Raw genomic sequence first — 25,175 nt, forward strand, 5'->3', positions numbered from 1 at the left:
GGAAGAAAAGCGGAAAGTTAACTCCTAATCCTTTAGAGATTAAATTTAATTCAATTTATAAAGAAATAAAGCTATTCTGAAACTATTCACCTTATTATAAATTTAATATGCAATGGATCTTAGTTAAAACTTTTTCGTTTCCGTATGAGGCACAAATTGCAAAAACTCAATTAGAGGCTTTTGGAATCCCTGCTCGTATTGAAAATGAACATACAATTAATATGGACTGGTTTTATTCAAATGCTTAATGAGAAATGAATAAGAGCTAACTTTAAAATTAAGAAAGCTCTTCTAAATGTATTATTTTAACTGTCTACGTGCATGTTTTAGAGCAGTGCGCAGACCCTCTTCGAGAGTGGGATGATAAAAAGGTTTTTCTAAAATGTCATTTAAAGTTAATTCTTCACCAATGATCCAGCTTAATAGATGAGCCATATGTTCTGTTGCTTCTGTAAATAACTCGGCGCCAAGTAGTTTTTGAGTTTCTCGTTCTATATAAACTTCAATAGCACCTTTATTTTTTCCGAGAACAATAGCTCTTCCTTGTCTTTCATAAGAAACTTCGCCCGTAACAAACTCTACTCCATTATCTTTTAGCTGCTTATAACTTTGCCCTACAATTGCCATTTCTGGATGACTGAATACTATTCCTAATGGAGTGAGGGTCTTAACTGGATTAACTTGTGGATAATTCAAACAGTTATAAACAACTTTTTTCCCTTCATGCGCTGCTTCATGTTGTAAGGGTGTTGAAGTATAAGCATCTCCTACAATAAAAATTGGATACTTATCTAACTGTTTTGTCTTTGCATCTATGGGTAACAACTTAATATCAATAAAAGATTTATCAATATTATCTAGCTTTAGGGTATCAAGTAGGCTTGAACGACCTGTTGCAGATAAAACATAGTCAGTTTTAATTGAATATTCTTTTTCGTCAACTTTATAATTTAATATAACACCACCAGAAGTAGACTTTACTTCGGTCGGTAATGTCTCAAATAAAATCTTTAATTCTTTCCCTAGTTCTTCTTGAGCAAGTTGCTGTAATTTAGAGCTAGTAAATATTCCAATTCTTTTACTACGAGCAAATATAGTTGTTTCTACACCCAAGCGATGCATGGCTTGGGCAATCTCTAGGGCAATTACTCCACTTCCAATAACGGCAATAGATTTAGGTAGAGTGTCTAATTCAAATATTTGGTCTGTAGTAATAAGGCGATCACCTAATTCTTGTTTCCATTTTTGATCATAATTAGGAGTGGAACCAACCGCCAGAATAAAGCTTTTTGATTGGTATTGTTTACCATTCACTTCAATAGTTTTTGAATCAATGAAACGTGCTTTACCTGAAATTCTATGTTCAGTCGGCCATTGTTCTATATCTTTTAGGGTAGCTTTTGTAAAACGGTTACGTAGAGTTTGTACATGTTGCATAACTTGGTCAGTATTGATATCTACTGAAGCACTCAATCCAACTTCTTGAGCATTTTGTATGTCATACATACGATTTGCTGTAGAGATTAAAACTTTACTTGGCATACACCCTACACGTGCGCAAGTGGTATCCCATGGCCCATCATTTATAATTAAAATATTGTTTGTGTATTTCACTGCTTCTTTATAAGCGCTAATACCGGCCGTACCTGCACCAATGATAATAATATCGAACATTATAAATCCCAATATTTATGAATTTTGCATTTAATAATTTACATAATAAAACACAATGTAATTTATGTTTACAGAGTGTGGCGAATATGATTACACTAATAATATAAATAATTAAAAAATCTTATACCTTTAGGAAAGATTGGGGAAATGAAAAGTATGTATAAAAAACAACTTACCTTGAAGTTGTCGGCTATTGCTGTATCAATTATGTTAGCAAGTTGTGGTGGGGGTGGTGGCGATGGCTATTATCAGAATGGTTCATCAAATAGCAGTAACTCCTCATCTGGAAGTGATAATAGCGGATCGCAGCAAGTAGCAAATGCTACAGCTTTAAAGATAGAACTAGATAAACTATCAGTTGCGGCAACGAATGATACTTTAACTGTGACCGTTAGAGCTTTAGATGCAAATAAAGGTGGCATTGCTGGCGCTAAAGTTACTTTGAACATAGATGATCCAACAAATAATGTAATTATAGAAGGAACATCGGTCCAAACTACAGATGCCGCAGGTAACGCTGTATACATTATAAAAACACCAAAAACATCGAGCTCAATAAATGATTTGGTGAAAAATGGTTTTAAATTAACAGCATCTACGAATAATGGTAGCCTTACTCAAGAGCAAACTGTAACTGTAACGGGTAGTAATAGTACTGCTGAAGCTGATACTACGAGTATTGTATTGTTTGATGCTACAAAAACCTCTCTAAATGTTAGAGGTGATCAAACAACTGTTACATTAACAGCTGTAGATGCAAATGGTGCAACTTTAGCAAACCAAGCGATCACCCTTAAGGTCACAAATTCAGTTTCAAATGGAGTTAGATTTACACCAAATGCGACTCGAACTGATGCAAATGGTCAGATCAGTTATACTTTATCTTTTAATGAAAATCAAAGATCTTCATTATATAGTGCTGCACAATTTGTGGCAGATGATCTTGTTTTAGAAGCTAATTTTGGTCAATCAACAAAAGTTTATACGTATAAACTCGATGTTGTTAATTCTGATGTACCGGTAGCAGTAGGTGCTATTTCTGTAGCATACAATCCGACAACAATGGAAGACTCGAGTGATGGAGTTTACTACTATAAAAATATCTCAGTACAAGTAACTGATGTTGACGGTAAGCCAATACCAAATCAAGATGTAACAATGGGCGTTAATGCACTTGCTTATTATAAGGGGCAATTTGCTTTTGTTGACACATCTACTCCTGCAGATGGTAAGCCAGATGAATATTTACCAGTTTCTAGAGTTGCTTGTACGTCACCAGTTCAAGCTGTAAATGTTAACGGTGAGGTTATTAATCAATTAAAGCCGCTTAAAGAAAATTCTACAGTCCAAGTTGTATCTTATATTAATAGTGCAGGTACTGCTGCAACTAATAATAAATACACAACAGATGGAAATGGTCGTTTTGATCTTAAGATTCAATACCCTAAAATTTATGCATCTTGGTTAACTGTTCAGTTAACTGCTAAATCTACAGTTTCGGGAAGTTTGCTTAAAGGATCTACATCTTTGACTTTAGGTTATTTAAATAAAGATGTTACTGTAAGTGATCTTATTGCTCCGAATATATTAAGCCCATATGGAACAGATCTAAACTGTTCAAATGGTAATTAATATAAAAAGAAGCAGCATTTAAGCTGCTTCTTTTTTAAAGGTGTGTACCCATACTTACACCGACTGTAGGTCGAACTTGCATAGATGAGCATGCACTAAGAATGAGACAACTTACCAGTAAGAATATAAGTTTATTCATAATAAAACTGAAAAATTTAAAGTGATTTGAATATTTTAGTTGAAAGGTAGTGATATATCTGTTGAATTGATGCAGTTATATATATTCTTTTATTAAAAAAAGGCTCTATTTTTACTCGAAAATAGAGCCTTTAATAATTGTATTCAAAGAATTAATCGTCTAACAAATCCATTTGTTTGGCTAATTGATAAAGATTGTTTGAACGGTTTCCTGTACGGCAGAACATAAGTACAGGTTTTGGAAGTTCATTATAGTGATTTGCAAAAGTACGGACATCAAGCTCAGTAATTTGACCTGCAACTACAGGTTGGTAAACGTAATCTAGACCTGCTTGACGTGCTGCTTCTTCAATTTGAGCACTTGTTGGTTGCTCTGGACCGCCTTCCATGTCAGGACGGTTATTTATAATAGATTTAAATCCTTTTTCTACAACTTGCTCCACATGTTCTGGACCAATTTGACCTGCGAAACCAACATTATCTGACATTTCGTCACTCCAAAATTTAATAAAACCTCTTATGCTGTATCATAGCATTAAGCTTAACCTGAGATACAAGACACTAAAACGTTGTTCCTACATAGATAAAAATTATGTAAAAGAACAGCTATAGATTTTTAAAAGGCGATCAGGATGTTTTTTGTAAATTCATTACTTCGACCATAATGCCACGGAGCACATATGCACGCTTATACGGTTGAGCCTTTATATGTTCCATGTGATCAGGAAATGATCGCAGCTGACTTTTATATTCCAAAAACAAATAATAAATCCGCGGTAATTATCATGGCACATGGTTTTGCCGGATTACGTCAATTCAAGCTTATCCAATATGCCCAGCGTTTTGCTCAGGCAGGCTATGCCGTTATTTTATTTGATTATCGATATTGGGGAGGGAGTACAGGTAAGCCAAGAGAGATGATTTCTATCAATTCTCAACTTGAAGACTGGAAGACCATTATTCAATACGCGTCTACCTGTAAATTAATAGATAATCGAAGAATTGTTTTGTGGGGCACATCTTTAAGTGGAGGATATGCTTTAAGTCTAGCTTCTGAACTGAAAAATATTCAGGCCATTATGGTACAAATTCCATATGTAGATGGTGCAGAAACTGCAAAACTATATCCCTTACAGCGTTACCCACAAGCTTTGAAGCTATCGAGCCAAGATTATATGGGTTCAAAAATGGGTCTTAATCCAAAGAGATTACCTGTTGTTGATCAACTTAAATTATGTTTTATGCCAACAGCAGATAGTTACTATGGGTATTTGTCGATTGTAAATCCAGATTATTATTGGAGTGGCGAAGTACCAGCACGTGTCTTTTTTAATTTGATGCGTTACCGTCCAATTCAACTCGTACGTCAGATTAATATTCCCGTTTTATTTATTGCTGCTCAGCATGATTCTTTGATCCCGATTGAGTCGAGTCGTGAAGCTGCGACTAATATTGCACCTTTTGTGAGTTATCATGAATGGGATATGAAACATTTTGATATTTATCATGGCTCATGGTTTGAAAAAGCAGTGACGACCCAATTAGAATTTTTACATCAGCATATAGGAGTGATGTAAATGATTATTGTATGTGCATCGTGTGGTGCAAAAAATAGAGTGCCAGAGGAAAAACTTAGCGCGCAACCGAGTTGTGGCCAATGCCATCAGCCATTACTTCCGCTTGCACCGATTGAGTTAAATGAACAAAACTTTAGTAACTACATCACAAATAGTGATCTGCCTATTTTGATAGATTTATGGGCAGAATGGTGTGGACCTTGTAAAATGATGGCGCCACATTTTGCACAAGTTGCAAAACAGAATCCACGTGTCATTTTTGCCAAGATTAATACCGAAGAGTCTCCTCGCTTAAGCCAAGCATTTAATGTGAGAAGTATTCCTACCCTTGTATTAATGAATAAAACCACAGAGGTTGCTCGAATGAGCGGTGCATTACGCGCGCCTGAATTGCAACAGTGGTTAGATCAACAACTTCAAACAAATTTCGGGAGCTAAGGTGTCAGAAGCTTATACCAAACCAGAAGGAATTTTATCCTTACAAACGATTGCCATGCCAGCAGATACAAACTGGAGTGGTGATGTGTTTGGTGGGTGGATCGTGTCACAAATGGACTTGGCTGGAGCAATTCACGCGGAACGCTTTAGTCGTGGACGTTGTGCTACGATTTCCATTAATCAGATGACCTTTTTGGTTCCGGTAAAAGTAGGCTTTGTGATTAGCTGCTATACCAAAATCTTAAAAGTGGGTAATACCTCTATTCAAATGCAAATTGAAGTTTGGGATAGTCATGATGATTCTCGTGCTCCAATTCGTATTACCGAAGGGGTCTTCACTTTTGTCGCTGTTGATGTAAAAGGTAACAAGCGCCAAATTCCAGAAGAGGCGAAACAAAAGTTTTTAGAAACTCAATAAAACGTATTATAAAGCCTGAATATCAGTATTCAGGCTTTAATTTTTGTCACTAAAACATTGTATTAGAGTTTTTACTTTGCTCTGGAATGTTTTGTATCACATCCCAATGCTCTACGATTTTTCCATTTTCTACCCGGAAAATATCAACAATTGCTCTGCCTCGATCTTTTTCGTTTTCAGTAGAATGGACATGTAAAACAACCAAGTTGCCTTCTGCGATTGCACGCTTAATTTCATTTTTTGCTTGTGGATTTTTCTGGAATTTCTCAGTAAAGAAATTAACGAATGGTGCTTTCCCATCAGGAACATTAGGGTTATGTTGTATATATTCATGACCAATATAACGGTCGGCATATTCTTTAACTTGATGTTTTAAAAAGACACCTTCATAGAAATCGGTTACGATTTTTTTATTCTGGGCGCTTATTTTATCTGCTGCTTCAGTTTTAGTTTGAATAATTTTACTGGTTTTGTTTGTAGGTTCGGCAGCTTGAGTAGCCACTGCTGTAAATATAAAACTGGTAAATAACGAGGATAGAATCAGTGTTCTTTTCATTGTGACCTCAAGATATAAATTTGTAGTTTTATATCTTGAGGTAAATAACAATCTAAAAATATTTTAAATTAGTTATCATTTCTTACGTTTAGGTAACCATGCCCAGAGCATTTGGCATTGGATTGGTTCGTTGCCTGCATCATCAATGACAGTAACAGGAATGACAAGTTCGCCTTTTTCATGATCAGCAATATATTTTTGCTGTTCGATAGAGAGCGTAGCCGTTGCTGTTAAACCACCTTCAACCACTTTTAAATAATCAACATGTAATGATTTGATTAATAAAATACGGTTATCAGGAATATGTAAACCCGTTAAAAAACCTGTTGCAGTCTCTGCTAAAAGTGCCATTGCAGCAGCATGAACACCTTTAATATGGTTCTGCATGTTTTTCTGGTTTTCTAAGCGAACAGTCACATGGTTTACATCTACTTCTAGATAGCGAATATTGGCTGTACCCACCATTGGCACAATACGGCCAAATGCCTTGCTCCAAAGCGTACTTCGAACACCTTTAGGAAATTTTGAAGTTGCTTTTACCAGTTTTAATAGTCGATTGGATTGAGACATGGGATTACCTTAACTTTGAATGTCACTAAAAGATATTAATCTTTAAAGTTATTAAACTGTAATGGCACACCAAATTGTTGTTCACGTAAAAAAGTCATGACTTGTTGTAAAGTGTCACGTTTTTTATCGGTTACACGGATTTTGTCGCCTTGAATAGAAGATTGCACTTTAACGCCGCTTTCTTTAATGGCTTTATTAATTTTTTTTGCTGTATCAGAGTCAAGGCCATCTTTAAGTTTAATGACTTGTACAAAATTTTTACCTGAAGCAGCAGCTTTTTGCGGATCTAGTGCTTGCACATCAATTTTACGTTTATAAAAATGGTTTTCTAACATGTTATAAACTTGTTCACACTGGAAATCGCTTTCAGTGCTGATTTTAATCTCTTTATTTTTTTCGTTTAGTTCGATAGAAACATCGTGACCACGGAAGTCAAAGCGTGTTGCAATCTCTTTTTGTGTGTTTTGAACGGCATGATTAACTTCAAATAACTCTAATTCAGAAACAATATCGAAAGAAGGCATGGTTTAGACCTTTACAAAGTGAAAGAATATTTGAGATGCTAAGAGGGTTTTCTTCATTTGCCAAGTGTTGTTTACATCAAAGGAGTGCACAATGATCCGTAAACAAGAAATTACAACATTTGAGTTCCCAGAAAATGCTGTTATCTGGGATGTCCGTGATTCAAGTGCTTATGCAGAAGGGCATGTTAAAGGTGCGATAAGTCGCCCGATTAATGATTTAAATGCTGATATTTTGAGCCAAGTCGCTGCGGATCAGCCGATTTATATTTTATGTGGTGGTGGTAGCAAAGCTCCTCGTGCAGCTGAGAAACTAGAAGACTTAGATGCCTCGCGTGAATATGTCGTGCTGATGGGGGGGACGCGTGCAGCTCGTGATGCAGGTTTACCTCTAGAGCAGGGCGCATAAAAAAAAGCACCTTCGGGTGCTTTTTTATTGGAACTAAATTTTCTCAAGCGTACTATTGAGATTTAAAATAAGGTTTCTTTGGTTTAACTTTCTTTTGAAAGCGTCGAGTACTTAATTTCTGTAATAGACTTTCCGGGACAGGACAAGTCTCTCCTAAAATTTGGGCGACAAGTACTTCACTGCAAAGCGGTGCAAATAGAAAACCTTTTGATCCTAACCCTGCAAAAGTTGAAATACGACTTTCACTCTGCATTTTACCTATCACAGGGAAATAATCTGGGCTTTGGGCCCGAACCGCTGCTCGACCTTGCCATTGTTCTACAGGTGGCAATTGTTTTGCATAAGTAGGGAAGATGCTGTGGATTAATTCAAAGTTATGCACATGGTCGTCGCTAAGTACATCTTGATCTTCTCGGTTCGGATAGAAAGATGCCCCTAAAATGAGTTGAGATGAGTCAAGCTGCATGCAGTAGCCACCATAGCTATATGCTTCATGCAAAGGTAGAGGTGCAAATGAGTTATTAACCCAGCTCACTTGTCCACGTATTGGCTTTAAAGGCGGGTAGTTCTCAAATAAAGCGGCACTTTCTCGGGCACAGCAGACCACAACATGATCTGCCTCTGCAATAACATCATTATTAGTCTTTAATTGAACTGTATTGTCAAAAGATGTGAGTGCCGTGATATTAGCAATTTTTAATTCAATACCTGAATGCTGCAAAATTTCATCACGTAACTGGTGTGGAGAAACTGCTCCAGCCTCATTTAATACAATATGGGGATAGTCTGATTCAAGTGAGCTTGTTTGATGCGTAACAATATCAGCATGATATTGATCAGCAAGATCGAGAAGATCTTGGGCATTTTTTAATGCCATTTGCTGTATTTGAATTGGGCGAAATGCCTGAAAGTTTTTATAGAAATTCAGCGCATGTTGCCAGCTTAAAGTCATTAGATGCTCATGACTTTGTTCAATTGGGCAGAGCTTTGGGTTGAGCAATGCTAGAGGGTTGCCAGAAGCTCCTGATAAAGGCGCTGTACGCTCGAATAGGGTAACTTGGTGCCCACGCTCAGCAAAAGCCCATGCTGTGCTTAAACCAGCAATTCCTGCGCCAATAACGGCAATATGCTGCTGTTTAAAATTGAAAGTATGGTTATCTGGTTCTAGTGCTGTGTCTTCACTTAACGGTGCTTTCCACACTGCTTTAAGCATTTCACGTTTATGCCCGAAGCCGCGTGGACGTGAAATATCAATACCATGAGCTTTTAGCCCACGTTTGAGAACACCCGCTACACTAAATGAGGCAAAGGTAGTGCCATAGTCAGAAAGACGAACAATATTGTTTAAAACGTTTTGTTCCCACATGTCTGGATTGCACGAAGGTGCAAAACCATCTAGGAACCAAGCATTCACTGCTTTCGTTTTTACCATACTTGGAAAAATATCTTGCGCATCTCCTAACCATAGGTCAATGCTAAAACGTTCCTCGGGAAAACTTAAACGATGGCAGCCAGCCAGAGGTAATGGATATTGTTCAATAAGTTGTTTAGCGAGCGGTTTAAGTTCATCCCATACATTCAGAGCACGAATGAGGTCTGTTTTACTTAATGGAAATTTTTCTACACTAATTGCATGTAAATGACTGTGGTTATTGGGGCGAACCTGTTGCCAAAGTTGCCAAAGTGCAAGAATATTTAAACCAGTTCCAAAACCGGTTTCTCCTACACTAAAATATTCAAAGTCTTGTAAATTGGCTAATCTTTCTGATAGGTCATTGCCATTTAAAAATACATGTCTTGTTTCAAGTAGACCATTATCTTTAGAAAAATAGACATCACCAAATTGTTTGGAAATGGGCACCTCAATACCATCAATAGATACCCAATCCAGCTCAGCAGTTTGTATACGATTTGATTTGTTCATTCGGTTTAATAAGTCGCTCAGGTTTACCACTGACGACGACGTTTTGTATGAATATAACTAGCGATAAAGAAACCAAGGAGTACGCCACCCGCTAGAGTTACCGCACCATATAGAAACATTTGTGCGCTACGTTCGCTCTGTAAAACTTGTACCTGAACAGACAAGTTATCATTTTTAAGCTGTAACTCTTGGTTTTGTGCAAGTGCTTCAAGGTTTGCATGTTCTAGCTGTTTAAGGCGAGATGCTTGATCTTGAACTAAAGCTTTGATTTTTGCATCTTGCTGCTGCTTATTCTTTGCGATTTGTTCTGCTGTAAGCGGCTGTGTTGTGGCTGCCGTCGTGGTAGCCGCAGGTTTAGCTACAGTTGCAGAAGTAGGTGCTGGTTTGGCCGCCTGAGTTGAAGGTGCAGTTGTTGGTGTTGCTGGTGTCGCAGCAGGTTCAACTGCGCCAGCAGTTGAACAGATCAAACACAAGCCAAGAAAGCTTTTGGTTGCAAGCTGCATGCGTTTACCCTTTTGGAAATGCTTTATTAAACGGTTTGACATCAATATGGCTATAGATACCTTCTTTCAAGAATGGTTCTTCTTTTAACCATTCATCTAAAGCTTCACGGCTATCAAACTCTACGATCATGGTACTGCCATAAAAACCAGCCTGAGGGTCATTCGGATCTTTAGGCATAGCTCCAGCGGCAACAAGACGACCTTCATCATCAAGCTTTTGTAAACGTTCGATGTGTTGAGGGCGAACTGCTAAACGTTTCTCTAGAGTTCCTTCGTTATCGGTACAGCTTAGAACAAAAAAAGGCATGTCATCGTATCTCTATAATCAAACCGAAATAACATTAAGCTTCTGGTGACTTAAAATGTTTACGTAAAATAATGAACTGAATAATGATAAATGAAAACATGACGATCATGTCACCAAATGCGGTAAATTCGCCCCAATATTTTCCGCCGTGAAATAAAAACGCGAAGAAAATATGTAAACCAGACATGACGACAAACATTGCAGCCCAAGCAAAATTTAAGTTTTTCCAAGCTTTTTCACTTAGGTCTAAAATCGGGTCAAATAATCGTTTAATAAGCGGCTTACGTTCTTTACCAAACCAAGGTGAAACCAAGAAAGCACCAGCAAATACCAAGTTCAAAATTGCAGCTTTTAAACGAATATAAAAATCATCGCTTAACATGAGCGTAATACCACCAAAAATAACGGTCATAAACAATACAAACCATTGTTGTTTATCTAGACGGAATTTTTGGAAAATAAATAAGGCGCCATATACCACAAGCATTGAAATAATTAAGCCTGTTGTTGCGACAAGAATATTATTGTTATTTACACCGCCAGCGGAACCGATCAGTTTAAGCAACGGGTGATGAGCATTTGCAGGATCAACAGTTTTATATAAATAGAAGAAAATAATTAATGGAACAAAGTCCAGAAGTGCTTTCATGTTAGAGTATCTGATCAGGTTTGGTGAATGGCATAGTATAAAAGATGCAAGGCATAGATTTACATACACATAGCAATATTTCTGATGGAACTTTGTCTCCGGAATTGTTGGTGCAAGCTGCTGTGGATGTGAAGTTGAATACTTTAGCACTCACGGATCACGACACAATGGACGGCTTGCAACGTGCGAAAAATGCTGCACAAGCTTATGATTTACAAATTATTTCTGGTGTGGAAATTTCAAGCCAATGGTCTAGACCAAGTACAAAAACAAGCTATGGTGTACATATTGTGGCTTTGAACATGCAGGATGAAGCACCAATTTTGGAAGCATTAGAACAACAAAAAAGAATTAGAGCACAAAGGGCTGAAGTTATTTGTGAACTATTAAAAAAGTGTATTGGTTTTGATATTTACCAAGATGTGCTTGATAAAGTTGAAAATCAACCAGACCGTATTACCAGAACCCACATTGCCAAAACCTTGGTTGAAAAGAATGTGGTGAGTCGTCCTCAACAAGCTTTTGATCGTTTTTTAAAAGAAGGTAAGCGCGCCTTTGTAAAGTTTGAAGGATTGGGCTTAAAAGAAACAATAGAGGTCATTCATAATAGTAAGGGTTTGGCAGTTTTAGCTCATCCAACTCGTTATGATTTGTCGGCAACCAATACGCGGTATCTGATTGAGTTATTTGCCAGTTGTGGTGGAGACGCTGTGGAGTTGCCGCCTCCTGTAGATCCATTATCTACTCGCCAAATGATTGATCGTATGATTGATCAGCATCATTTGGCTGTTTCAATTGGCAGTGATTTTCATGGTGAAAATATGCCATGGATTAAATTAGGTAATACCCCTAAACCAAAAAGTGACCAGCAGGGGATTTGGGAGCGTTTTCTCTAATACAGCTCTAGAGCAAGTTGTTATCTTGAGCTTGAATTGGAGGAGGTGTTGGTTTCCCCAGCGTTCCTAAGAGTTCAATTTCGATATTACGTACCATTGCATCTAAAGGTAAATCATTACTTTGAGTACCAAAAGGCTCTTCAATTTCAGAGCTTAGGGCATCTAGACCTAAAAATGTATATGCCAAAATTCCAACCAGTAAAGGTGTAGCTAATCCAAGCAAAGAACCCAAACTAAATGGCAGCATAAAACAGAAAAAGTAAACAGTGCGGTTGAGCAAAACTGAATAGGCAAAAGGTATAGGCGTATTTGCAATACGGTCACAGCCAGTCTGTACCACACTTAAATCTGCAACATTCTTATTCATTTGAGCATAAATAATATCTGAGATTTCGCCTTCTTTAAGCGCTTGTAATAATTCCCACTGAATAAGGCTAAGCGTATATTGTGGCGCGTTATTTTGTTGATATAACTGGGTTAATGCTTGTTGACTCATGCCACTAGTTTGAATTAACTCAGTTGGGTTGGCTGTTTGGCGGCGTAAACGGTCACGTAATACATTTGCAAAAACAATAACATGGTGAATGACACGTTCGCGGCGAGCCTGAGTTAAAATACGGCAGTCACGATCAAAATGACGTGAAGTCGCGATCAGGACACCCCATAGTTTGCGCGCTTCCCACCAACGGTCATAACATGCAGTATTTTTAAAACCTAAAAAAATAGAAATGACAACGCCAATTAGGGTAAAACTAACTAAAGGAATTTCTGGAAAACGGTAGAGATTGATATATTCAACTCCACCAATGATTGACGAGATCAACATGAGTACCCCTAAAGAGGGTAGAATTTTTGGTAATATCGTCCCTCGCCAAGAGAATAAAACTTTAAAAATACCAGGCTGTTCACGAACAATCATTTTATTTTAAACGTCGCTATTTTTGTTTTTGATATTCTAAGCTTAGTGAAGCTTTGTCAATATCATTGAACGGCTATTCGGATGGGGTTGAGCAGTTGTTGTTCAGCAAATGAAAAGCTACCTTCTGGTGAGATAATAAAATGATCCAGTAAAGGTATTTCAACCAACTGACAAGCCTGCTGAAGTTGCTGTGTAAGTTTAATATCTTCAGGAGAAGGCTGAGCGGAACCAAAAGGATGGTTATGTGCTATTACCAGTTGGCAAGCATGTTGTTGTAAGGCATAACGTAAGGTTTGATTCACTGAGACTGCACAGTGCTGAATTGATCCAAAAAATAATTTTTTAAAATGCAGTTTTCTTAATTCAGCATCTAAGCAAAGTACTGCGAAGACTTCTTGTTTTTCACCTTTTAATTCATAGCGCAAATAATCCAAAACTAAATCAGAAGAGTGAAGACTAAGATTATTTTTCTGAAAGTGATGATCGAGATAACGCCGTCCAAGTTCTTTTACGGCCAGTAATTGCGAATACTTGGTGGCTCCAATACCATTAAATTGAGTCAATTCATTTAAAGATGCATCAAAAACGGCATTCAGACTTCCGAATTGTTGAATCAGTAAGCGTGCGAGTTCAACTGCTGAATGTTGACGTGAACCTGAGCGAAGAAAGATCGCAAGTAATTCAGAGTCAGAGAGGCTTTGTGGGCCTTGTTGTAATAACCGTTCTCTTGGCCGTTCTTGTTCTGGCCAATTTTTAATAGAAGTATTCATATTCCCCAGCAATATTCTGCTTAAAATTTTATTTTGTTTGCCCAATCAATCTTGGGTCTGCGCGTATTTAATGCTATTGTGAGCGCCACTGCAACAGTAAGGTATCCTGTTCGTGAGCTTTGATTTAAGTGTTATTCCTCATAAAAACATTGTTTTAGCTGTTACAGGTGGGATTGCTGCCTATAAGAGTGCCATTTTGGTCCGTCGTCTTAAAGATTATGGCTTTGACGTTCGGGTTGTGATGACACACGGAGCTCAAGCATTTATTACCCCTCTAACGTTTCAGGCTCTTTCTGGAAATCCTGTACATACCGAGCTTTTAGACCCTGAGGCTGAAGCTGGAATGGGCCATATTGAATTAGCTCGTTGGGCTGATTTGTTACTGGTTGCTCCTGCAAGCTGTGACACCTTGGCTAAGTTTGCTAATGGTTTGGCAGATGACTTACTTAGTACTTTGTTTTTAGCGACTAAAGCACCTGTGTGGGTTGCTCCAGCGATGAACCAGCAAATGTGGGCTGCAAAAGCTACACAGCGTAATTTGCAAACGCTAGTTGAAGATGGCGTGCATGTGATTATGCCGGATTCAGGTGAACAGGCTTGTGGTGATGTCGGTTTAGGCCGTATGCCAGAACCAGAAGAAATAGCCCGTCAAGTGGCTGGTTATTTCCATCAAGCCCAACGTGCGATTGCTGAAAAATTTGGTTTGTTGGCTGGTAAGCGAGTTGTGATTACTGCTGGACCAACACGTGAAGCGATTGATCCGGTTCGTTATATTTCAAACCATAGTACTGGAAAAATGGGCTTTGCTTTAGCGGCTGCTTGTTATGCGGCAGGTGCAAAAGTCACTTTAATTGCTGGTCCTGTAAGTTTAGATACACCAAATGGTGTTCAACGTGTCAATGTTGCATCTGCACGTCAAATGTTAGATGTCAGCATGAACTCACTTGAGACTGGTTGCGACATTTTTATTGCGACAGCAGCAGTAGCTGATTATCGCGTTGCGGAAGTCGCTGAGCACAAGATTAAGAAAGCAGGGGATGAGCTGAATGTTTCCCTTGTGAAAAATCCGGATATTGTGGCAACCATTGCAGCTCAGGAAAAACGTCCATTTATGGTGGGCTTTGCTGCCGAAACGCAAAATGTTGAAGAATATGCAGCAGGTAAACTGGTTGCTAAAAAACTAGACATGATTGCGTGTAACGATGTTTCTCGTGCTGATATTGGTTTTGCTTCGGATGAAAATGCGATGACTGTTTTCTTTGCTGAAAGTTACCATATGAAAAAGCGTGAGTTAGAGAAAGCATCTAAGCAAGAAATTTCTCAACAATTGGTTGAAGCTATTTCGGATGCATTACGCCGTAAATAAATTTTGAGCTTAATAAAAAACCGCGAATAAATCGCGGTTTTTTTATAGGCTTATTTAGACAATCAAGGAATTTCATCTTCAAATTCAGGTTTAACCTGAACGATGAAGTCTTGACGGTTAAGACCACGCCACAACGCAAATGCTGTACCGATATAAATCGAAGAGTAAGTACCCACAAAGACACCCACAAACATTGCAACAGAGAACCAGTGTAAGCCATCACCGCCCAAGAACATCATTGCAAGTACAACAAGCAATAAGGTCATTGAGGTATGAACTGTACGACGTAAAGTCTCAGTTAAAGCAATATCCACGATTTCACGTGGAGTCGCGCCGCGAATCTTACGGAAGTTTTCACGGATACGGTCTGAAACAACGATGTTATCGTTAAGAGAGAAGCCAATCACCGCAAGTACCGCAGCTAAAACTGTAAGGTCAAATGGCCATTGGAATAATGCAAATGCACCAATAATGATGATGATGTCATGGAATAAAGACATTACAGCACCCATCGCGAGTTTAAACTCAAAGCGAATGGTCACGTAGATCAACATTAAGATAAGCGCAAGAGCAACCGCTCCAGCCGAACGTACATAAAGCTCATTACCCACTTGACCGCCTACAGAATCCACTTTATGAACTTCGGCAGCGTTATTTGGTAATTGCACAGCTTTGGTAATCGCGTTATTAAGATCTTCAACCTTAACTTCTTGTACCGGCATACGTACGAGTAAGTCTTTATTACTACCTAGCGTTTGTACAACCGCATCTTTAAAACCAGCTTTGTCGAGAGCCTGAATAACTTCAGTCTGATTTGCTGGTTGCGCGTAGTTAAGCTCGGCAGAAACACCACCTGTAAAGTCCAAACCTAAGTTAAGACCTTTAGTCGCGATAAAGAAAATACTCGCTAAAGTAATAAGGATCGAGAAGATTGCTGCTGGTTTAGCAATCTTCATGAACGGGATGATTTTTGCATCATCCGGACGACCATATTGTTTTGAAGGCTGTTGAGTCACTTTAGTCATCATAGATCTCCTTAAATGCTCAACTTTTTCAAATTACGGCGTTTACCATAAATGAGCTGTACGATTGCACGTGTTACTGTAATTGCAGTAAACATCGAACATACAATACCAATCATTAATGTTACGGCGAAACCTTTAATTGGGCCCGTACCAATTGCAAACAGAATGAATGCAACGAGGAACGTGGTTAAGTTCGAGTCAAAAATGGTGTTATAGGCTCGATCATAACCTGCCACAATGGCCTGCTTGGGTGAGGCACCCCAGAGCATTTCCTCTCGAATACGCTCACATATCAGTACGTTGGCATCGACAGCCATACCAATGGTAATAACGATACCAGCAATACCTGGTAAGGTGAGGGAAGCCCCTATCCAAGACATCACGGTTAAAATCATTGCCAAGTTAACAACAAGCGCAAAGTTCGCAATTAAACCGAATACGCGGAAGAACACGACCATCCAGATTGCAACAAGCAAGAAACCGATTTGAGTTGAAAGTACACCTTTATCAATGTTTTCTTGACCAAGGCTTGGACCAACAACACGTTCTTCAACGAAGTACATTGGCGCAGCTAAAGCACCAGCACGAAGCATTAATGCAAGTTCAGATGCTTCTTGAGGAGAACTTAATCCAGTAATACGGAAAGTTGAACCTAAAACAGCTTGAACTGTTGCAGCATTAATGACGACAGATTCGGTATATGGCGTACGAACTTCTGTTTGAGCACCAGTTTTTGGATCTGTAACGTAAGTAATCTTTTGCTTGTTTTCGATGAACAATACCGCCATGCGTTTACCAACAGCATTACGGGTTGCATCTGACATGAGCTTACCACCAGCACTGTCGAGTGTAATATTTACTTCGGCACCGCCAGAGTCTTGGCTAAAGCCAGAACTTGCATTTTGAACACGTTCACCAGTCAAGATACGGTTACGTTGCAACAAAAGTTGACGACCGCTATCTAAAGATTGATAAGCAAAAACTTCTGTACCCGGAGGTAACGGTTGGCCGTTATATTTACCTGTATACGGGTCAATATATTGATCATTTAAGTCAGATACCAAACGGAATTCGAGGTTAGCAGTACGGCCTAAAACACGTTTAGCTTCTGCTGTATCTTGAACACCCGGTAATTCAACGACAATACGGTTGCTACCCTGACTTTGTACTAATGCTTCTGCAACACCAAGTTCGTTAATACGGTTACGTAGTGTTGTTAAGTTCTGATTGACTGCATATGCCTGAATTTCTTGACGGCGTACATCGGTATAAGTGAGTTTTAAGGTAGAACCTGTCGTACTCGCTAATGCCTGTTGGGTATATTCATTACCATTACGGCGTAAAAAATCCATTGCTGCATCACGATCAGCATTGTCAGCAAATTGAACAGTGATCACATTATTATTTAACGCAAGGTTGTTAAATTTAATTTTGTTTTCACGGAACTGACGACGCAAATCAGTTGCAGAGGTTTCCATACGTTGGGAAATGGCTTTGTCCATATCTACTTCTAGCAAGAAGTGGACACCACCACGTAAGTCCAAACCAAGTTTCATTGGTTTAGCCCCAATTTTTTGCAACCATTCTGGTGTAGTTGGTGCAAGGTTTAGGGCAACAACATATTGATCACCTAAGTCACGACGTAATACTTCTTTTGCTTTTAACTGCGCTTCAGAAGAGCTGACACGCAAGAGAGCTGCATTATTTGTAAAAGTATTATCGTGGCTCGCAATATTTGCTGTTTTTAAAATTTGCTCTGCTTTTTGCACCACACTTTGATCAATTTGGGTGCCAGCTTTGGCACCGGAAATTTGAACTGCGGGCTCATCCGGATATAGACTAGGCAGTGCGTATAATGTACTGACTACCAGAACAACCAGAATCAGTAAATATTTCCATGCAGGGTAACGCATTCGCTTTCTTCTTAAATGAAAAAGCCGTGCTAAAGCACGACTGTTTTATGATTAAAGGTTATTTAGAGTGCCTTCAGGTAATACAGAAATTACGCTGGCACGCTGAATTTTTACTTCTACACCACGGTTAAGTTCAACAACCGCATAGTCACCTTCAAGTTTGGTTACTTTGCCCATTAAACCACCAGCAAAAACAACTTCGCTACCTACACCTAAGCTTTCGATTAAAGAACGGTGTTCTTTTGCGCGTTTTGCTTGAGGGCGCCAGATTAAGAAATAGAAGATTGCAACGAATACAACAATCATCAAAATGTTTGGCAAAAGACCCGGGCTTTGGGCTGCTGCTGGAGCTGCATGTGCAGTAGAAATGAACAAGCTCATTTTAATTTCCTAAAGTTAAAAAATATGAGTCAGATACCTGACATAATCCTAATTCGTTTTGCAATTTACCTTGTCTTGCGGTTGAGCGCAAATCTCGCTTATTCATCGACAGGGCAAGGTGGAACTTCTAATCCGCGGCGGGCATAAAAGTCCTGAACAAATTCATCAAAAGTGCCATTATCTAATGCATCACGCATACCTTCAGTTAAACGTTGGTAATAACGTAAGTTATGAATGGTACCGAGCATAGAAGCTAACATCTCTCCACATTTTTCAAGATGGAACAGATAAGCACGGGTAAAGTTCTTACATGTGTAGCAATCGCAGTGTGGGTCAAGAGGGCCTTGGTCATGGCGATATTTACTATTACGAATACGTACCAGACCATCAGTGACAAAATAATGACCATTACGTGCATTACGTGTTGGCATTACGCAGTCAAACATATCTACACCGCGGCGCACTGCTTCAACGATATCTTCAGGTTTACCTACGCCCATTAAGTAACGTGGTTTGTCCTGTGGCATTTTGTTTGGAAGATAATCTAAAACTTTGATCATCTCTTCTTTTGGTTCACCAACAGATAAACCACCAATTGCATAGCCATCGAAGCCGACTTCAAGTAAGCCATTTAAAGACTCATCACGTAAGTCTTCATACATACCGCCTTGAATAATGCCGAATAAAGCATTCTTATTTTTAAGTTCATCATGATGATGAGTTTTACAACGCTTTGCCCAGCGCAAGGAAAGCTGTAATGATTTTTGTGCTTCTTCATGTGTCGCAGGATACGGCGTACATTCATCAAAAATCATAACGATGTCAGAGTTCAATACATGCTGAATTTCCATTGAAATTTCAGGCGATAAAAATACTTTTGAACCATCGATCGGAGAGCGGAAAGTAACACCCTCTTCCTTAATTTTACGCATAGCGCCAAGACTAAATACTTGGAAGCCGCCAGAGTCAGTCAAAATTGGCTTATTCCATTTAATAAAGTCGTGCAATCCGCCGTGTTGCTTGATTACTTCAAGGCCCGGACGCAAATATAAATGGAAGGTATTACCTAAAATAATTTGTGCCTGAATATCTTCGATATCACGCGGCAACATGCCTTTGACTGTACCGTAAGTCCCCACTGGCATAAAAACAGGTGTTTCAACAACACCATGTTCTAAAGTTAAACGACCACGACGAGCACGACCCGACTGACCTAATTTTTCAAACTTCATCTAAAAATCCTGAACAATAGCAAGCAATACCGTAGGGCAGTGCAAGGGCGAAAAAACAGTTCGCTGCTAAATAAGGGCTATAACATGATGAGTTTTTAAACAGGAAGACCAATTTAAAAACACAAATAGCCCTAAAAATAAGAGGGCTATTTTCCTTGATTCTGCCAAGTAGTTCTACTACTAAATGTAGCTGGCTATAAAATAGGTCAATTTTCCGATTGAATGACCATTTTTTTATTTAGACTAAAAGTTAGGTTTGTAGTCAAAATTGTCTGTAGCCAAATTATCGCGGAAAGGACGAATTGCTTTTTTAGATAACGTCACTGTATTAATCAGATTATTTGGGAACACTTCAATCTGGTTGTTAAATACTTCGACGTTGCGGTTAAAAATGCTGATAGCAGCGCCAACATTTTCGTTTTGTTCCTGAATATCATCCATCATTTTGCTATAGAGCGTATCTGCTTTTAATTCAGGATAATTTTCAACCACGACATTTAAGCTACGGATCAGCTCTTTGCTCATTTTTTCAATCTGCTGTAATTGAGCAATATCAGTATGATCGACATTTAAACTGAGAATTTGCTGACGTAAAGCAGTCACTTTTTCTAAAGTCGATTTTTCAAACTGAGTATATTGATTTAGTGTGCTTTCTAGTGCTTCAAGTGTTTTTACTTTTTGGCGTTCGAAATTTGCAACCTCAGCCCAAGCGCGCTTGGTCGCGTTAAAATAACGGACTATGTTGTTACGAATGTGGATGCCCCACGCAATCAGTACGACGAAAATCCCCAAGAAAATGAATAAGCCTTTCATTTTTACTCCACTTATTTTTATTCCCTCATTGAGCCTTTTAACTTCTTATTTTTTATAAGTTGCTAGTTCGGCACTATGAGAGATTTATTTAATTAAATTAAGCATGAATTGTTGAAATTTTTCATATTGTGGCATGGTCATGGTACGTAAATGTCCACGTAATGCTGGAATATCATGAATTTCACTACGTTTGCTGGTGGTTTGAAAAAGATCTTGCTCACCGAGATAACATAATATTTGCTCTTCATGATGATAAATTAAATCACCTTTAAAATGTTGAAAAAAATCATGAAGTTTTAAAGTTAGACTTGGGCTAATTTCTTTAGCTAACTGGTGTTGGTCAGTACCGAAAATATTGAGCTCTTGGTTAATCAGAATGTCAGTACTTTGCCATTCGCTTAAGTACGGTGCAAAAAAGCGAGAACGTTGATTACTTACGGCAATACCTAAGGCTGGTATTTGAAAAATAAAAGCACCCCATAAATCTTTATGAATCTCTTTTACTATTTTTTTATCGCTGTTCTGATCTTGAAGAATAGGTAAGTTATTTACATAGTGATATTTAAATAGCAGGACTTGATGATCCGTAATGCCATCATTCCATGTCACTGAAGCAAACTCTGTAATTTCATTTGCTTCATTGCCTCGATTAAACAATGGGAAATATTGTTTTAGTCTGCTCAAGACTAAAATGGGTTGGGCTTGAATTGGAAGATAAGCTGGTAAGTGTTGAAACTGTAAGCCATAACGTAAAGCAGTCATACGCTGCTCTAAATAGTGAATGACTTCGCTTAGAGGTTTTTGCGGTTCATAGAGCAAATAGGCCAGAAAACCAGTTAAAAATGCCCATAGGAGACTTAAAATATATTGAATATGAGGATGAAAAAAGTATCCAAATAATAAAGTCGTAATACTGCAAATACCTAACAAATAAGGCAGTAAATTTACAAAACGAAGGTTATGATCTTCACGCCATGGATGTAACGCGTTTAAGAGCTCTTGATCTGTTTGTGACTTTTGCCCCGCATCCCAAAGTCGAGCAATATTACGAAAGACCTGTGTGTTTTTTTTACGTCTTATATGGAGTGCTTGTTGTACGGTATCAATTGGCATGAAATTAATGAGTTGATTATCATAAAGTGCTAACTCTAGATTATCTTTTAAATTGAAAGAGATAAATAGAAATATCAAGAGTATTTTTATTTTAATGATAGAGGCTGGGTTAAACCTAAAATTAACTTAGTAGGTTTAACCCATTTATAAATTTTAAACTTCTAGCTTATCAATCAGCATTGCATCGCCATAGCTAAAGAAACGATAGCGGCTTTTAACTGCATGTTCATAGGCAGCCAAAATGTTGTCTCGATTCGACAATGCTGAAACTAGCATGAGCAGGGTAGACTCAGGTAAATGGAAGTTAGTAATTAAACGATCTACGATACAGAATTCATAACCCGGATAGATAAAGATTTGCGTATCACCATTCCACGCTGCGATTTTTCCGCCGTGTGCTTGAGCTGCACTTTCTAAGGCACGTGTTGCGGTTGTACCGATAGCAATTACTTTATTGCCGCGCGCTTTAGTCGCCAAAATTAAATCAATGGTTTCTTGAGGAACGTCGCACCATTCACTATGCATGACATGATTGGTAATGTCATCAGTACGAACAGGCATAAATGTGCCAGCACCGACGTGTAAAGTCACAAAAGATTTTTGAACATTTTTTTGCTCTAACTTTGCTAGTAACTCTTCGTCAAAGTGCAAGCTTGCTGTTGGTGCAGCCACACTGGCAATTTTTTCTGGGTTATGGAAAACCGTTTGATAGCGTTCAGTGTCAATTTCTTCTGCTTCACGGTTAAAGTAAGGCGGAATAGGTAACTGACCATATTGCTCAAGTACAGGCAAAATTGGCTGCGAAAATTCAACGACAAATAAGTTTTCGTGACGGCCACGCACAATCACAGGAATATTATCTGCACCTACATAAAGCTCGGCACCAGCTTTAGGCGAGTTACTCGATTTGATATGACAATACGCAGTGGTGTGGTTCAACATACGCTCAACCAAAATCTCAATCGCACCGCCTGTCGAGCGTTTTCCTTTAAGTCGAGCTTTCATGACTTTGGTGTCATTCAGCACTAACAAATCACCTTCTTCAAACAGATCGATAATGTCTGTGAACATGTGATCGTGATATTGACCCTTTGAATCTAGGTGCAATAACCGTGAAGCACTACGTGATTCAAGTGGGTAACGGGCAATAAGTTCATCAGGTAATTCAAAGGAAAAGTCAGACAGTTGCATATTTGAGAAAAAACACCGCAAAAATTGGGCCTAGTATAAACTTTTTCGCTTTTTTATGGCTGTGCTTATAGTCTAAATCATGAAAAATGTTTAAGTGATCTAAAAGTGAACGATAATATTCACTTAGGGTTTGACAAGTTTTACAAACGCGCTAATATACGCAACACAAACATACTTCCTCTCCCGAGGTGGTGAAATTGGTAGACGCGGCGGACTCAAAATCCGCTGTCAGAGATGACGTGTCGGTTCGAGTCCGACCCTCGGGACCATATTCAGAATCGTAAGATTCTACGAAAACCCCTAAGCTAACGGCTTAGGGGTTTTTTGTTAAAATATTTTTATAAAAATTTATAATGCTTTAAATATAAAAAGACAGAAATCTAAGATTAATTATTAATAAGTGAGGTTTATGGTGAGTGAGAAATTGAAAATATTGCGATGAATGAAAGTAATATTAAAATAAGTTTTAAACTACTGATAATTTAAAGGTATAGGGCATGAGTGTTAATGCAGAGTTGGATTTAAATATAATTGTAAATAAATTGATTGGTAATACTTACGGTGTTGTTTTTCTTTGTTTAATTGGTGTTTTTATAATAATAGTTGTTTCTATTTATTTTGTAGCGAAATCAGGATTTCTTACTGAGGTTAGAGCATTTTTGGAATATAAAATTAAAAATGAAATTAATAAAATAAAAAATAAAGAAGATATTATGAATGAGCCAGCTATAAATTATATAAAAGAAGATATTCAATATCATAATAATGTTGAGAAACTTCAAAAATATTTAAATTTCAAACATCCAGATATAGATTTGCTATGTTATATTATTTCTTGTAGAAACAAAAAGGCAGCAATTCAATATTTTCAAGCTTCTTCATCTTGTCTTACTAAAGATAGAAATTTAAAAAAATATATTTTGAAGAAAGAATATAGCAATCATCGTATTAAGGTTCTTTATTGGATAGGAACAGTACAATATTTTGGTCTGATCGCAGCTTCTCTTTTTCCAACATACTGGGTTTTTTATATTTTATGGACAACCAATGAAAATATTAATAATTTGCCACCAGTATTTTTTGGATTACAATTTATATTGTCAATTGTTGCGATTGGAATAGCATTTATATTACTGGGCTTTTTCTTAAAGCCATGGAAGGCTAAACAGTTTTTAAAACTTGAAAAGGTTAAAAGTCCGAATAATAATGATATAGGTACACTTGATGATATTTTTAAAGTTAATAAAATTTTGAAATTGCATTTAGTGATTAATCGTCCAGAAGGCGATAGTTTGTCAACCTTTGAGAAAGAGGTTTTAGATAATATGGTGAAGAAAAATATTTATAAATATCAAAAGATAGTAGAATCAGGAGAAGGGGAGTTTATATCCTTGACTCAAGGTCTTATGGATGAAATAGTATTGGCTGCTAAATATGGTTACATAGAGTATAAGTCACAGAATGACCAAGGTTATACTTTTATTAAGAGTATTCATCCTTCAACCATAAATGAACCTGCCTCAAAAGTTATATAATTTTAGTAGGTAGAAAAAGAAAAATGGCGGTTAAACGCTATTTTTCTATTCAAAACTAGAAATGGATCTTATATAAACCTTAAAAATATAAAGCTTATTGATGCGAATTGAGAAATTGTTGCACCCTATCTGCAGATTCATCTTCTTGGTCATTTTTCCTTTTTCATGTAGCCAATTTGGTATTGGTCTAGCTATCTTTTATGATTATAAATAGCCGTTTGTAACTTACGATATTGATCTAGAAGTAAAACACTAGTTGTATTTTTTGAAATAGTACAGTCTATTAAGCTATTATTAATATCTCTTAATTTATCCATCTACTTTATTTGTAGTTCTCTATTTTAAAAATAGGTATATTATTAAGTACCTATTTATGCAGTTATAAAATTTAAGAAACTGCATGATAACCAGTAATTCGAGTCCGGGGGCGGGCTCGAATTTTGAGAAGCTAAGCTTGAGCTCCTAAGAAGCTTTAATTTTCTAAACTTAAGATGTACTGAGGCAAATTCAAAACAAGTTTAATAAAAGCTCAGTAATAATTGACCCTAAGTATGACTGAACATAAAAACTTTAAACCAAGTTGTACTTTTTACTAGTATTCTGAACTCGCATTTCTTACATCTTACAATTCTTCAGCTTCAAACATTTGTTGTATTTTTCTCAAGCATACCCACTTTATGTATCTGAAAACCTTTAATTGAAACT

General features: G+C 37.7%; 26 protein-coding genes, 1 tRNA gene and 1 pseudogene. 10 read left to right on the forward strand and 18 right to left on the reverse strand.

What is annotated here, in order from left to right; translation table 11 throughout:
- Window positions 1–107: 107 nt before the first annotated feature.
- Window positions 108–245: pseudogene (locus AC056_RS00005) on the forward strand (DUF2007 domain-containing protein); the annotation flags it as partial.
- Window positions 246–300: 55 nt separating this feature from the next.
- Here the strand turns inward: AC056_RS00005 and AC056_RS00010 are convergent.
- Window positions 301–1,674 (reverse strand): dihydrolipoyl dehydrogenase, encoded by a 1,374-nt coding sequence (locus AC056_RS00010; RefSeq protein WP_039253035.1) that lies wholly within the window; start codon window positions 1,672–1,674, stop codon window positions 301–303.
- Between the two features lie 147 nt (window positions 1,675–1,821).
- Here AC056_RS00010 and AC056_RS00015 point away from each other — a divergent pair, with 147 nt between their 5' ends.
- Window positions 1,822–3,306, forward strand: a complete 1,485-nt coding sequence (locus tag AC056_RS00015) for an Ig-like domain-containing protein (protein WP_077162366.1) — start codon at window positions 1,822–1,824, stop codon at window positions 3,304–3,306.
- A gap of 290 nt (window positions 3,307–3,596) precedes the next feature.
- Here AC056_RS00015 and AC056_RS00020 read toward each other — a convergent pair whose 3' ends face one another.
- Complete coding sequence (locus AC056_RS00020) at window positions 3,597–3,932, reverse strand: TIGR01244 family sulfur transferase (protein WP_004705641.1); 336 nt, start codon at window positions 3,930–3,932, stop codon at window positions 3,597–3,599.
- A 192-nt stretch (window positions 3,933–4,124) separates the two neighbouring features.
- Here AC056_RS00020 and AC056_RS00025 point away from each other — a divergent pair, with 192 nt between their 5' ends.
- The 3 genes from AC056_RS00025 to AC056_RS00035 are packed head-to-tail and all read left to right on the forward strand — an operon-like array spanning window position 4,125 to window position 5,877.
- Window positions 4,125–5,021 (forward strand): alpha/beta hydrolase, encoded by an 897-nt coding sequence (locus tag AC056_RS00025; protein WP_039253040.1) that lies wholly within the window; start codon window positions 4,125–4,127, stop codon window positions 5,019–5,021.
- Entirely contained in the window at window positions 5,022–5,459 is a 438-nt protein-coding gene (trxC, locus tag AC056_RS00030; RefSeq protein WP_002051446.1) for a thioredoxin TrxC, read from the forward strand. It abuts the gene before it with no gap.
- A 1-nt stretch (window position 5,460) separates the two neighbouring features.
- Entirely contained in the window at window positions 5,461–5,877 is a 417-nt protein-coding gene (locus AC056_RS00035; RefSeq protein ID WP_002051216.1) for an acyl-CoA thioesterase, read from the forward strand.
- A 49-nt stretch (window positions 5,878–5,926) separates the two neighbouring features.
- Here AC056_RS00035 and AC056_RS00040 read toward each other — a convergent pair whose 3' ends face one another.
- The 3 genes from AC056_RS00040 to AC056_RS00050 form a co-directional block, all read right to left on the reverse strand.
- Complete coding sequence (locus AC056_RS00040; protein WP_004705646.1) at window positions 5,927–6,433, reverse strand: ester cyclase; 507 nt, start codon at window positions 6,431–6,433, stop codon at window positions 5,927–5,929.
- Window positions 6,434–6,508: 75 nt separating this feature from the next.
- Window positions 6,509–7,003 carry a DUF4442 domain-containing protein gene (locus tag AC056_RS00045; RefSeq protein WP_049063462.1) on the reverse strand — a complete coding sequence of 165 codons (495 nt, stop codon included), beginning with the start codon at window positions 7,001–7,003 and terminating at the stop codon, window positions 6,509–6,511.
- Between the two features lie 35 nt (window positions 7,004–7,038).
- Window positions 7,039–7,527, reverse strand: coding sequence for a YajQ family cyclic di-GMP-binding protein (locus AC056_RS00050; RefSeq protein WP_002051423.1), 489 nt, complete (start codon window positions 7,525–7,527; stop codon window positions 7,039–7,041).
- Between the two features lie 91 nt (window positions 7,528–7,618).
- On the opposite strand from AC056_RS00050, the gene AC056_RS00055 reads away from it, so the two are divergent.
- On the forward strand, window positions 7,619–7,933 hold the full coding sequence (locus AC056_RS00055; protein ID WP_019457454.1) for a rhodanese-like domain-containing protein: 315 nt from the start codon (window positions 7,619–7,621) through the stop codon (window positions 7,931–7,933).
- A 52-nt stretch (window positions 7,934–7,985) separates the two neighbouring features.
- Here the strand turns inward: AC056_RS00055 and mnmC are convergent, their stop codons facing one another.
- From mnmC to AC056_RS00075, 4 genes are read right to left on the reverse strand one after another with little or no spacing between them, the layout of a single operon-like run.
- Window positions 7,986–9,857, reverse strand: coding sequence for an FAD-dependent 5-carboxymethylaminomethyl-2-thiouridine(34) oxidoreductase MnmC (gene mnmC / locus AC056_RS00060; protein ID WP_077162367.1), 1,872 nt, complete (start codon window positions 9,855–9,857; stop codon window positions 7,986–7,988).
- A 23-nt stretch (window positions 9,858–9,880) separates the two neighbouring features.
- Window positions 9,881–10,360 carry a hypothetical protein gene (locus AC056_RS00065; protein WP_077162368.1) on the reverse strand — a complete coding sequence of 160 codons (480 nt, stop codon included), beginning with the start codon at window positions 10,358–10,360 and terminating at the stop codon, window positions 9,881–9,883.
- Between the two features lie 4 nt (window positions 10,361–10,364).
- Window positions 10,365–10,667 carry a YciI family protein gene (locus AC056_RS00070; RefSeq protein ID WP_002051453.1) on the reverse strand — a complete coding sequence of 101 codons (303 nt, stop codon included), beginning with the start codon at window positions 10,665–10,667 and terminating at the stop codon, window positions 10,365–10,367.
- A gap of 34 nt (window positions 10,668–10,701) precedes the next feature.
- Entirely contained in the window at window positions 10,702–11,316 is a 615-nt protein-coding gene (locus AC056_RS00075) for a septation protein IspZ (protein ID WP_004705653.1), read from the reverse strand.
- 44 nt (window positions 11,317–11,360) lie between these two features.
- On the opposite strand from AC056_RS00075, the gene AC056_RS00080 reads away from it, so the two are divergent.
- On the forward strand, window positions 11,361–12,212 hold the full coding sequence (locus tag AC056_RS00080; protein ID WP_077162369.1) for a PHP domain-containing protein: 852 nt from the start codon (window positions 11,361–11,363) through the stop codon (window positions 12,210–12,212).
- A 7-nt stretch (window positions 12,213–12,219) separates the two neighbouring features.
- Here the strand turns inward: AC056_RS00080 and AC056_RS00085 are convergent, their stop codons facing one another.
- On the reverse strand, window positions 12,220–13,131 hold the full coding sequence (locus AC056_RS00085) for a bestrophin family protein (protein WP_019457460.1): 912 nt from the start codon (window positions 13,129–13,131) through the stop codon (window positions 12,220–12,222).
- Between the two features lie 62 nt (window positions 13,132–13,193).
- Window positions 13,194–13,913, reverse strand: coding sequence for a RadC family protein (gene radC, locus AC056_RS00090; RefSeq protein ID WP_077162370.1), 720 nt, complete (start codon window positions 13,911–13,913; stop codon window positions 13,194–13,196).
- Between the two features lie 100 nt (window positions 13,914–14,013).
- Between radC and coaBC the strand changes: the two genes are divergently transcribed.
- On the forward strand, window positions 14,014–15,267 hold the full coding sequence (gene coaBC / locus AC056_RS00095; protein ID WP_049063470.1) for a bifunctional phosphopantothenoylcysteine decarboxylase/phosphopantothenate--cysteine ligase CoaBC: 1,254 nt from the start codon (window positions 14,014–14,016) through the stop codon (window positions 15,265–15,267).
- A gap of 62 nt (window positions 15,268–15,329) precedes the next feature.
- On the opposite strand, the gene secF is transcribed toward coaBC, so the two are convergent.
- From secF to queA, 7 genes are all read right to left on the reverse strand, one after another.
- A complete protein-coding gene (gene secF / locus AC056_RS00100) occupies window positions 15,330–16,295 on the reverse strand; it encodes a protein translocase subunit SecF (RefSeq protein WP_077162371.1) in 966 nt (321 codons plus the stop codon).
- A gap of 8 nt (window positions 16,296–16,303) precedes the next feature.
- Window positions 16,304–18,205, reverse strand: coding sequence for a protein translocase subunit SecD (gene secD / locus AC056_RS00105; RefSeq protein ID WP_077162372.1), 1,902 nt, complete (start codon window positions 18,203–18,205; stop codon window positions 16,304–16,306).
- 51 nt (window positions 18,206–18,256) lie between these two features.
- Window positions 18,257–18,586 carry a preprotein translocase subunit YajC gene (yajC, locus tag AC056_RS00110; protein ID WP_000051669.1) on the reverse strand — a complete coding sequence of 110 codons (330 nt, stop codon included), beginning with the start codon at window positions 18,584–18,586 and terminating at the stop codon, window positions 18,257–18,259.
- Window positions 18,587–18,684: 98 nt separating this feature from the next.
- Window positions 18,685–19,818, reverse strand: coding sequence for a tRNA guanosine(34) transglycosylase Tgt (tgt, locus tag AC056_RS00115; RefSeq protein ID WP_002157357.1), 1,134 nt, complete (start codon window positions 19,816–19,818; stop codon window positions 18,685–18,687).
- Window positions 19,819–20,061: 243 nt separating this feature from the next.
- Window positions 20,062–20,631: a LemA family protein gene (locus AC056_RS00120; RefSeq protein ID WP_004705661.1), complete on the reverse strand. Its 570-nt coding sequence runs from the start codon at window positions 20,629–20,631 to the stop codon at window positions 20,062–20,064.
- A gap of 84 nt (window positions 20,632–20,715) precedes the next feature.
- The gene (locus tag AC056_RS00125) at window positions 20,716–21,744 is read right to left on the reverse strand and encodes a hypothetical protein (RefSeq protein WP_077162373.1); all 1,029 of its coding nucleotides are present in this window, start codon (window positions 21,742–21,744) and stop codon (window positions 20,716–20,718) included.
- Window positions 21,745–21,897: 153 nt separating this feature from the next.
- Complete coding sequence (gene queA / locus AC056_RS00130; RefSeq protein ID WP_077162374.1) at window positions 21,898–22,935, reverse strand: tRNA preQ1(34) S-adenosylmethionine ribosyltransferase-isomerase QueA; 1,038 nt, start codon at window positions 22,933–22,935, stop codon at window positions 21,898–21,900.
- A gap of 182 nt (window positions 22,936–23,117) precedes the next feature.
- Here queA and AC056_RS00135 point away from each other — a divergent pair.
- Window positions 23,118–23,204 (forward strand) — tRNA-Leu (locus AC056_RS00135).
- A 228-nt stretch (window positions 23,205–23,432) separates the two neighbouring features.
- Complete coding sequence (locus AC056_RS00140; RefSeq protein WP_077162375.1) at window positions 23,433–24,470, forward strand: DUF4747 family protein; 1,038 nt, start codon at window positions 23,433–23,435, stop codon at window positions 24,468–24,470.
- Window positions 24,471–25,175: the final 705 nt, after the last annotated feature.

The organism is Acinetobacter genomosp. 33YU (assembly GCF_001990725.1).
Taxonomy (GTDB): domain Bacteria; phylum Pseudomonadota; class Gammaproteobacteria; order Pseudomonadales; family Moraxellaceae; genus Acinetobacter; species Acinetobacter seifertii.